The sequence below is a fragment of the Kaarinaea lacus genome (assembly GCF_975902315.1).
The window spans coordinates 1-6,943 of record NZ_CDLKIE010000187.1 but is presented as its reverse complement, the minus strand read 5'-3'; the positions used below and the strand labels follow the sequence as shown (position 1 = coordinate 6,943).

At 46.9% G+C, this 6,943-nt stretch carries 8 protein-coding genes; 5 read left to right on the top strand and 3 right to left on the bottom strand.

Annotated features, from left to right (window positions below; translation table 11 throughout):
* Both ACWVCM_RS05445 and ACWVCM_RS05440 read right to left on the bottom strand, forming a co-directional pair.
* Positions 1 to 296 (bottom strand): urease accessory protein UreD (locus ACWVCM_RS05445; protein WP_455200705.1); only part of this gene is annotated, 296 nt, incomplete at its 3' end.
* A complete protein-coding gene (locus ACWVCM_RS05440) occupies positions 296 to 994 on the bottom strand; it encodes a HoxN/HupN/NixA family nickel/cobalt transporter (RefSeq protein WP_455200704.1) in 699 nt (232 codons plus the stop codon). The genes ACWVCM_RS05440 and ACWVCM_RS05445, both read right to left, overlap by 1 nt.
* A 200-nt stretch (positions 995 to 1,194) precedes the next feature.
* On the opposite strand from ACWVCM_RS05440, the gene ACWVCM_RS05435 reads away from it, so the two are divergent.
* Both ACWVCM_RS05435 and ACWVCM_RS05430 read left to right on the top strand, forming a co-directional pair.
* Positions 1,195 to 2,097 (top strand): OmpA family protein, encoded by a 903-nt coding sequence (locus ACWVCM_RS05435; protein WP_455200703.1) that lies wholly within the window; start codon positions 1,195 to 1,197, stop codon positions 2,095 to 2,097.
* A 94-nt stretch (positions 2,098 to 2,191) separates the two neighbouring features.
* Positions 2,192 to 2,506: a hypothetical protein gene (locus tag ACWVCM_RS05430; RefSeq protein WP_455200702.1), complete on the top strand. Its 315-nt coding sequence runs from the start codon at positions 2,192 to 2,194 to the stop codon at positions 2,504 to 2,506.
* Between the two features lie 200 nt (positions 2,507 to 2,706).
* Here ACWVCM_RS05430 and ACWVCM_RS05425 read toward each other — a convergent pair whose 3' ends face one another.
* Positions 2,707 to 2,850, bottom strand: a complete 144-nt coding sequence (locus ACWVCM_RS05425; RefSeq protein ID WP_455200701.1) for a hypothetical protein — start codon at positions 2,848 to 2,850, stop codon at positions 2,707 to 2,709.
* 163 nt (positions 2,851 to 3,013) lie between these two features.
* Here ACWVCM_RS05425 and ACWVCM_RS05420 point away from each other — a divergent pair, with 163 nt between their 5' ends.
* The 3 genes from ACWVCM_RS05420 to ACWVCM_RS05410 all read left to right on the top strand — a co-directional run.
* A complete protein-coding gene (locus tag ACWVCM_RS05420; RefSeq protein ID WP_455200700.1) occupies positions 3,014 to 3,448 on the top strand; it encodes a hypothetical protein in 435 nt (144 codons plus the stop codon).
* Positions 3,449 to 3,535: 87 nt separating this feature from the next.
* Positions 3,536 to 4,603 (top strand): efflux RND transporter periplasmic adaptor subunit, encoded by a 1,068-nt coding sequence (locus ACWVCM_RS05415; protein WP_455200699.1) that lies wholly within the window; start codon positions 3,536 to 3,538, stop codon positions 4,601 to 4,603.
* 41 nt (positions 4,604 to 4,644) lie between these two features.
* On the top strand, positions 4,645 to 6,943 hold a 2,299-nt coding region (locus ACWVCM_RS05410; RefSeq protein WP_455200698.1), incomplete at its 3' end, for an efflux RND transporter permease subunit.

Genomic DNA, 6,943 nt, shown 5'->3' with positions numbered 1-6,943 from the left:
CTTTGTTCGGCAACGGGTCCTGCCGAGCGGTAAAATTTAGCAGCACCTGGTGTGGTAATTAATACGTGACTTTCTTTGTTTAAATCGACGTTCAGCGTCAACTGATCACCGCCCACTAATCCGCCGGGAGGGTGTAATAAATAAATATGACAGGGAGCCCCTTCCGGGTAAAAGGGTTTTTGAATGACCAAAGGGCCGACATGTTTTCTATTAGCAACTACAGTGCGGTGATTCCTTTTTTCAAAACCTAATGTGAGCTGGGCCTTCCAGGGTTTTTGTGCTATTGCAGCTTCCATTAAATGAAAGCCCCTGAAACCAGATAGCTGCCAAACAATATAGAGCTTGCTGCAATGATTGTTCGAAGCGTTTTAACAAAACCGGTTCCCAGTTTAGTCAACCACTGATAAATACTCCCAATGAAACCACCAAATAATATCATCGTTAATAAAACGCCGAGGCTGAATACAAATAGATAGGCAATACCATATGCTGGTGAGCCCAAACTGGCTAAAGGTATTAGTACCAGAAGAGGGGCAGACCCGGCTGTTCCGTGTAGTACGCCAACAATGACAGCGTTGTGTTTGTGAATGTGGGGATCTTTGCTATGTTGCTTATGATTGTGGTCGTGGGCATGCCAGTGAGCATGGTCAGGTAAACCATCGTGACGATGGAAATGTAAATGTGCGTTTTTTATTTTCAGTTCCCAAATTATCCATGAGCCTATAGCGATAAGCATAAAGCCCACGGCACTTTCCGCGTAGTGGCTTAAGCTGTGCGGAATTGCCATTCCCAGAAAATAAACACAAATACCTATAATAAGTAGCGCCAGGCCATGGCCTGTCGCCCAGCGAATGCAGAATTGCAGGCTATTACGGAAACTAACTCGGGTACTCGCCAGGCCTGATACCGCCATTATATGATCCGCATCCAGTGCATGCACAATACCTAAGCCAAATGCTAAGGTAATCAATGTCAGCAAATCTGTATTTTCCATAATAGTATCCAGGTCCGTTTACAAAGCCTGACTGTTCACTGGTTTGAAAACAAGATGCGTATATACCTGCCGCTTAATTGATTGATTTTGTGTTCTTTCTTATGCGCGCTAACCTGATCCATAATGAGAAAAACTAATATTTCTGTTATTCTGTCGATCTACGTCGGCAACACAATAATAACGAAAATAGGGAAACCAATATGCATAAGAATAATACGGCGAACCTTGCAGGCATTTCAATCTTTAGCGCATTCCTGATCTTTATTTCCATCGCGATCACTGGATGCGCATCAACGGATGCGGTCGAAAATACTTCGGCTCAGGATTCACAGTCAGAGGATCAGGATGTTAAAACAAAAACTGTTCAAGCTGATTCCGCGGCGGTTGTTTCGCTAGACGATGATATTGACGGTGTGGTTAATACCGATGACCAGTGTAAGGATACACCACCCAACACCCTGGTAGACATCAAAGGTTGTGCCCTGGATACAGACGGCGATAAAGTTGCCGATTCTCGGGATGCCTGTCGTGGCACGCCACGCGGTGTCAAAGTTGATGCGCGTGGTTGTGGATTTGATGATGACCAGGATGGCGTGCCCAATTACCGAGACCGTTGCAGTAACACTATAAAAGATGTCAGTGTTGACGGTAATGGTTGCGAATGGGATTCCGATAACGACGGCGTTGTGGACAGCAAAGACTTATGTGCCGGTACGCCCCCGGGTGTGAAAGTGGAGTATATGGGTTGTCATATTATTGAAGTTGTTACTTTACGTGGGGTTCATTTTAATACTGGCAGCGATGAGTTAAGTGCCAGTGCACAAAAGATTTTAGGGAGTGTGGCTGCTACCTTACGTGAACATCCCAGAATGCGCGTCGAAGTGGCGGGGCACACCGATAATACCGGTTCGGACGCTATCAACCAGGAGTTATCCCTGAAAAGGGCGCGGTCAGCGACAAAATTTTTAGTGAATCTAGGCATTAACACAAAAGTGCTGTCTACAAAGGGATATGCCGCTTCTCAACCCATTGCGAGCAATGATTCCCAGGAAGGTCGATCGCAAAATAGAAGAGTGGAAATGCGCTTTGTGGAAATTGACTAACCGGCCCGGGCGGTATAAGTTGTGGCTTTAGTAGAGGTCTAAACGGTGTTTTGACTTCGCTAACCAGGACGCAAAAGGATGTGGTCTTAAGTCAATGAATTTATTAACCGTTCTAAATCATTCGTTCGGATTGTCCGTAGAGCAGATTGAACAGGGTATCGTGTTGCGGGCCAATAAAGTGTACGCAGATACCTATTACATCGACGATTGGCTCAAGGACGAAAAGTTAATTCCTCGTTGGGCTAGTCGCGCTGCAGCGAGTTGGCTGGTAGAGCTATGGCTGTCGGAAAGAGACAGCTGTGATTCTACAAACCTGTTGAAAGTAGATGAGAAATATACTCGCTTGCTGAGGGATTTTAGTTTAAGCGATATCATTGCTATGCGAAATGAGTTATCGCGTCCTAACTGAAGTAAATTTCACAACAATTAATAGACTTACATAACTTCAGGTTATTTACTGGCTAAAGACGGTTTGGTAAAATTTTGCCAGTTGAAAAAAGTTCGATCTTTCTGTTTCATTTAAAAATAAATTCATCAATAAAAACAGTATGCTTAGTGCCGTTGGCGCTGGATGCGTATCGAGTTAAATTTCGGGGAATAATGTTGGATTTACAAATTTTTATTTTTAACCTGGTCTTTGTCAGCATATTTGTCTTTTTCCACCTGGTTGCCAGCGTTTAGCTCTGTTCCTGCGGGATCCCTGCAGCCTGGTTTTCCGGTCCGGTTTACTGCGTCCACGGAATGCTGTGCCATTTCTTTGTTCGTTCCCAATTGCACTCAAATCCTCTATTACCCGCGAGTTATTCAAAATTGCCTGGAGTGAGGATTCTAATTTCTCACAATTCCTAAATTGTGTTACGGTTGTCGATTCGTCAGGTCTTTAAAAGGCCATTATTTCAATGGGTTAAGATATCTTATGATCTTTTTTAACAAACATGCTTACGGGCAAATTCTATTTTTTGTCTCGCTCCTGGCGCTGGCGAGCTGCAATAAACCGATGCCAAACCTGGATTTAACACCAGAGGTGAATAAACTTTTCAGCGCATTACAGGCCAAAGACTTTGACACGATGTTGCCTATGTATTCCGACCGGTTTTATAAAAGTATACCCAGGGAACATTGGCGATCGCGATTGCAACAATTTATGAACTACATGGGTCCAATGGAGAGCTATCGAATTACTCATACGCAGGCGGATACAAAATTCAGCGGAAAATTTTTTGTGTTTTTACTGGATACACGGCATGAAGGGAAAAAGAAAGCCAAGCATGTCGTGACATTTATTCTCCCTGTTGATGATGATGAAGTGAAACTGATTGGGCATAAAATTACCGCCAAAGGTTTTGGTTAATACAACTGTCTAACACTACGAATAACGCAAGTTATCGCAACTTATTATTTAGACGAACTTAAAATTATTTTCAGAATAAAAATCGCAATGAATCGAACAATCCATATTACTGTTTTATTAGGAGCCTTGATACTAGGCAGTTTTGTTACGGTTGTGGCAGCACCGGCACCCAAAAGGCCTCCCGCACCGGTCGTTGTCGCCGAAGCGAAATCAACTCAGTTAGCGCCTGTCACCTGGGCGGCTGGCACGGTGATCAGTCGCGACGACGCGAAACTGGCAACAGAAGTAGAAGGACGCTTGAAGAAAGTTCTGGATGTTGGTGTACGGGTAAAAGCCGGACAAGTCGTTGCACGAATTGATAACACCTTCGTTGACCTGAGAATCGAAGAATTAAAAGCCGCCGTAGAGCGGGAAAAAGCCCGTCTGGTATTCCTGCGCGAAGAAGTAAAACGCCTTCAGCGCCTGGCAAAACAGAACAACGCTGCCAAAACACTGCTCGAACAAACACAGGCAGATCGCGAGGTAGCACACAATGATCTGACCATTGCCCGTACGAGATTACGCCAGGCCGAAGAAGAAAAATCGCGCCATCAGATTCGTGCCCCTTTTGATGGTGTTATTGCGGAAAGATATGCGCAAGCAGGCGAACGCGTGGACGAAGGTAATCCTGTCGTGCGTTTGATTGATCCGGCGACCATGGAAGTACAGGCGCGGGTACCACTAAAATCCATCAATTTTATTTCTGAACACAGCAAAATAAAGCTGCAAGTTGAGCAGCCAGAAGTTGTGGCAGTGGACGGTGATGTGCGGACCATTGTACCGGTAGGTGATGAGCGCTCCCGGTTAATGGATTTGCGAATAAATTTTAAAGATGTTAACTGGCGCATTGGTCAACCGGTACGCGTCGCTTTACCTACTGCCGCACCCAGGCAGGTGCTTGCCGTCCCGCGAGATGCTTTAGTATTGCGCCGTAGTGGAACATCCATCTATCGAGTTAATGGCGAAAGCAAGGCGGAGAATATTCCTGTGCAGGTGGGTATCGCCTCCGGTGATCTGGTCGAAGTGACCGGTAAACTGACCCCCGGTGATAAAGTTGTCATTCGCGGCGGTGAGCGTCTGCGTCCCGGCCAGCCTGTAAGCATTATTACCAACTAAGCAGTTCCATAGTAGGCATAAAGGTAAAGGATTAAAAAACCGTGCAACTGACTCGTCTCTCTTTAGGTAATCCCGTCGCCGTTGTTGTCGCTGTTATACTGGCAATCATATTTGGATTGCTCAGCCTGGATCGTTTACCCATTCAGTTAACTCCAGAAGTTGAAACTCCGGAAATCACGATCAGAACCCTCTGGCGTGCCGCAGCACCGGCAGAAGTGGAAGCAGAAATCATTGAACCGCAGGAAAAGGTGTTCCGGGGTTTGCCTGGCATGACGGAATTATTAAGTCAGGCCAAGCAGGGCGAAGGCTCAATTACCATCACTTTTTCGGTGGGGACCAATCTGGAGCGAGCCCTGTTAGAAGTGCTCAACCGCCTTAACCGGGTGCCGCGCTACCCCGACGATGCCGAAGAACCCATCATTAGTACCATTGGCGGTGATAGCCGGCCCATTGCCTGGTTTATTGCCAAGCCCGTAGAGGGTAACGATCGGCCCATCGCCACCTATCAGGATTTTCTCGAAGAAGTTGTACAAACCCGCTTTGAACGGGTGCAAGGTGTTGCATTGTCTGAAGTGCGCGGTGGACGTGAACGGGAAGTGCGAGTCTCGTTTGATCCTTACAAGGCCGCAAGTCTGGGTGTGCAGTTACCTGTAGCTGCTGAGTTAGCGGGCAGCGGTAAAGACGTGTCGGCTGGTGACACCTTTGTGGGCAAGCGCCGTTACACCATTCGCTTTGCCGGTAAATACGATGTGGAAAAACTCGGCGAGATGATTCTCGAATGGCGCGAGGGTAAACCTATTCAGTTGCGCGATGTTGCCGACGTTGAAGTGCGTTATGTGGATCGCAACAGCTTCGTGATTCAAAACAGTCAGCCCGCGATGGCAGTTAACGCGCATCGAGAGAGTGGTGTCAATGTTCTGGAAGTTATGGAAGGTTTGCGGCAGGCAACTGAGGAGTTACGAGAAGGTCCTTTGAAACGTGCAGGCCTGACCCTTACACAAGTTTACGATGAGACAAAGTATATCGATCGTTCCATTAACATGGTGCTTACCAACTTGTTATTGGGTGTTTGTCTGGCAATAGGAGTACTGTGGTGGTTTCTGCGCCGCTTCCGGGCAACATTAATGGTGGCTTTGGCGATTCCCGTCTCAGTAATTACCGGTTTTATTTTGCTTGATGCTGCTGGCAGAACTTTAAATGTTATATCACTGGCCGGTATGGCGTTTGCCGTGGGTATGGTGCTGGATGCGGCCATCATCGTGCTGGAAAACATCGTAAGGTTGCGGGAAAAAGGTGATACACCCAACCATGCATCCCTTCACGGTACAACCCAGGTATGGGGTGCGCTGTTAGCATCCACTGCAACGACTGTTGCGATATTCCTGCCCGTGGTCTTTTTGGAAGATGAGTCCGGACAATTATTTGCAGACCTGGCGTTAACTATTGCGGTTGCCATCTGTTTTTCATTAGTCGTGGCTGTAACGGTTTTGCCTACTGCGGCACAACAATGGCTCAAGGGCAAAATGAAAACTGATCCCCATACCAGATGGTGGGACGGTATCAGCAATGGAATAATGAATATTACCAGAACCCCACAGCGTCGCGCGTTCTGGATAGCTTTATTAATATCAGTACCGATTGCTTTGGCTATTGTCTTAAAGCCCAAGGTGGATTATTTACCGCAGGGGAATCGTAATCTGGTTTTTGCATTTATCCTGGCTCCGCCTGGTGCCAATATAGATTTTATTGAAGCGGAAATGGGGCAGGTGATTGCCAAACGTATGTTGCCTTATATCAATGGAGAAAAAGATCCACATGTGAATGATTATTTCTTTGTCGCATTTGGTAACCGGGTATTTATGGGCGCACGTACCAGGAATGATGCTGATACCGACAAGCTGGTCCCTTTGATTAATCGTGTCGTCCAGGGTTTTCCGGGTACCATTGCCTTTGCCAAGCGTACATCCTTGTTTGGCAAGTTTGGTGCTGGACGGACTATTGATGTGAATATTCAGGCCCGTGATGTAGAAAGCCTGTTGACCGTGGCACAGACCGGTTTTGGCATGATCAGTCAGAAATTGCCAGGCTCCAGAGTTCGGCCGTTTCCTGGCCTGGCATTGGCTGAACCCGAGTTGCAATTGGTGCCTGATGAACGACGTATTGCTGAAGTTGGATGGAATCGTGCTGTCATGTCCGGGGTGGTACGCGCGGTGGGCGATGGATTATATGTGGGCGATTATTTTGATGGGGACCAGCGCCTGGATATCATCTTGCGCAGCCAGCCATGGACTTTACCGGAAGATTTGGAAAGTATCCTCCTGCAGGTGTTGCCAGGGGGAT